The sequence below is a fragment of the Micromonospora sp. M51 genome, assembly GCF_018070305.1.
Lineage (GTDB): Bacteria > Actinomycetota > Actinomycetes > Mycobacteriales > Micromonosporaceae > Micromonospora > Micromonospora parva.
Window position 1 is genome coordinate 1 of the sequence record NZ_JAGPXZ010000714.1, and the last position, 3,102, is coordinate 3,102.

Consider the following 3,102-nt stretch of genomic DNA (forward strand, 5'->3'; position numbering starts at 1 on the left):
GTCGAGTTCTTCCCGGAGGAGGGCAAGTACCACGCGGACGGGCACCGGCTGTGTGGGGTGAACTGGTCTCCGGAGCGCACCCGGGCCGCCGGCGGCCGCTGCCCCGAGTGCGGCAAACCGCTCACAGTGGGTGTCCTCAGCCGGGTCGAGGAGCTGGCCGACCGTCCGGCCGGGCACCGGCCGGCACACGCCCGGGACGTCACTCACCTGGTGCCGCTGGCCGAGATCCTCGGCGAGATCAACAAGGTGGGTGCCCGGTCGAAGAAGGTCGAGGGGCGGTTCAACGAGTTGCTCGCCGCACTCGGCCCCGAGCTGGAGATCCTGACCACGACGCCGTTGGCCGACATCGAGCAGGCCGGCGGTGAACTGCTCGCGGAGGGCATCGGGCGGCTGCGGCGCGGCGACGTCCGGCGGGTGCCCGGCTACGACGGCGAGTACGGCGTGATCACGCTCTTCGACCCGGCCGAGCTGGGCGCGCAGGAGACCCTGTTCGACGTACCGGCGCCGGCGCAGCGACGGCCCACGGAGCCGGCGCCCCGGGTCGCGGCAAAGCGCCCGGCGGCGGCGAAGTCGGAGCCGAAGCGGAAGCCGGCCCCGACGCCCGCGCCGCCGATCGCGTCGCCGCCGTCTCCGCACGAACCGTTCGAGCCGATGCTCGCCGGCATGGAGGAGGTCGGTACCGGCCTGCTGGACCGGCTGGACGCCATGCAGCGGGTGGCCGCGTCGGCACCTGGTGGCCCGCTGCTCATCGTGGCCGGTCCGGGCACCGGCAAGACCAGGACACTGACCCACCGGATCGCGTACCTCTGCGCGGAGCTGAACGTCTTCCCCGAGCACTGCCTCGCGATCACGTTCACCCGCCGGGCCGCCGAGGAGTTGCGGCACCGCCTCGACGGCCTGCTCGGCCCGGTCGCCGAGGACGTCACAGTGGGCACGTTCCACGCGCTGGGGCTGCTGATCCTGCGGGAGAACACCGCCGCTGCGGGCCTGCCGGCCGACTTCCGGATCGCCGACGACGCCGAGCGGGCGGCGGCCCGCACCGAGGCCGGCGACGACAGCGCCACCTACACGTCCCTGCTGCGTAAGCAGGACCTGGTGGACCTGGACGAGCTGGTGACCCTGCCGGTGGAGTTGCTGCGGGCCGACCGGAAGCTGGTCGAGCGGTACCGGGACCGCTGGCGGTGGATCTTCGTCGACGAGTACCAGGACGTCGACGAGGTGCAGTACGAGCTGCTGCGGCTGCTCAGCCCCACCGACGGCAACCTCTGCGCGATCGGCGACCCGGACCAGGCGATCTACTCGTTCCGGGGTGCCGACGTCGGCTACTTCCTGCGCTTCTCCGAGGACTTCACCGACGCCCGACTGGTGCGGCTCAACCGCAACTACCGCTCGTCGGCGCCGATCCTGGCCGCCGCGGTGCAGGCCATCGCGCCGTCCTCGCTGGTGCGGGGTCGACGACTGGACCCGGCCCGGCTCGACCCGGAGGCCCCGCTGGTCGGGCGCTACCCGGCGGCGTCCGTGGTCGAGGAGGCCGACTTCGTGGTGCGTACCGTCGACGACCTGGTCGGCGGGCTGTCGCACCGCTCGCTGGACTCGGGTCGCATCGACGGCCGGTCCACCTCGCTGTCGTTCTCCGACATCGCCGTGCTGTACCGCACCGACGCGCAGGCCGCCCCGATCGTGGACGCCCTGACCCGGGCCAACATCCCCGTGCAGAAGCGTTCCCACGACCGGCTGCGGGATCGGCCCGGGGTGGCCGCGATCGCCCGGGAGCTCCGGCTCGCCGACGGTCGGGCCGGCTCGCTGGCCGCCCGGGTGCGGCTGGCCGGTCAGGGGGTCGCGGAGCGGTTCGCCGGGCCCACCCTGGACGGCGCGGGCAGCACCGTCCGCCCCGAGGACGTCCGCTCGGCGGTGGACCTGCTGACCCCGTTGGCCCGGCGCTGCGGCGACGACCTGGAGACCTTCCTGTCGCAGTTGGCGACCGGCGCGGAGGTGGACGCGCTGGACCCGCGCGCCGAGGCGGTCACGCTGCTCACCCTGCACGCCGCGAAGGGCCTGGAGTTCCCGGTGGTCTTCCTGGTCGGCGTCGAGGACGGGCTGCTGCCGCTGCGCTGGCCGGGCTCGACACCGGACGACGACGCCGTCGCCGAGGAGCGCCGGCTCTTCTTCGTCGGCCTGACCCGGGCCCAGGACCGGCTGTACGTCAGTCACGCGGCCCGCCGCATCCGCCACGGCGCGGAGCGCGACTGCGCCCCCTCGCCGTTCCTCTCCAGCATCGACCCGGGCCTCTTCGAACGCTTCGGCGAAGAAGAACCCCGCCGCCCAAAGGACCGCCAACTCCGCCTGATCTAACCCCCGCCCCCCGGCCCCCGCCCCGCCCTCGCCCCTTAGCTGCACCGATCTTGCGCTTTCTGTTGCCCTTCTGCGTGGGGATGCACCTTGTGCCGGCACCGAAACCGCAAGATCGACGAGGGCTTGCGGCGCGGGGCTTGCGGCGCGGGGTGGGGGTCAGGTGAGGAGAGCGGCGAGCCAGGCGCCGGTCAGCAGGGCTGGGCCGAGGGGTAGCGCGGTGTCCCGGTGCACCTTTCGGGCGGCCAGCAGGCCGAGGACCAGGACGCCCTGCAGGACGTGCGGCAGCAGAATCCCGGCCAGCAGGGCGTCCCGCCCCAGCCAGCCGAGCGGCAGGCCGAGGACGGTGGCGAGTTTCACGTCGCCGAAACCCAGTCGGGACCCGGGCAGCACTGCCAGCAGCACGTGCGCCGTCCCCGCGACCGCCGCGCCGCCCAGCACGCCGAGCAGCCGGCCGGGAGCGTCGGACAGCACCGCCGCAACTGTCAGACCCCCGAGGGCCAGCAACCCGGCAACGAGGACCAGCGGGTCGGGCAGCCGCAGGCAGGCCAGGTCGACCCGCGCGAGCACCAGACCGACCGCCCCGACCGCGAGGAAGACCGGTAACGCCGGGTCGTCGGCAGCCGCGCCGGCAAGGCCGACGAAGACGCTGGCCGCCACCATCGGCGCGACCCAGGGCCGCCGGAACGGCTGCGGCGGTGCAAACGCCCACGACCCGGCGTCCGCCGTGGCGAAGCGCCGCGACATCAGGGG

The 3,102-nt window shown here is 74.0% G+C and carries 2 protein-coding genes; one reads left to right on the top strand and one right to left on the bottom strand.

All coding sequences use genetic code 11. From position 1 onward, the window contains the following. The coding region (locus KBX53_RS27560) for a UvrD-helicase domain-containing protein (RefSeq protein ID WP_210862442.1) at window positions 1-2,352 on the top strand (2,352 nt) is incomplete at its 5' end. 156 nt (window positions 2,353-2,508) lie between these two features. Here KBX53_RS27560 and KBX53_RS27565 read toward each other — a convergent pair. Next, complete coding sequence (locus KBX53_RS27565; protein WP_247676310.1) at window positions 2,509-3,096, bottom strand: prepilin peptidase; 588 nt, start codon at window positions 3,094-3,096, stop codon at window positions 2,509-2,511. Window positions 3,097-3,102 lie beyond the last annotated feature (6 nt).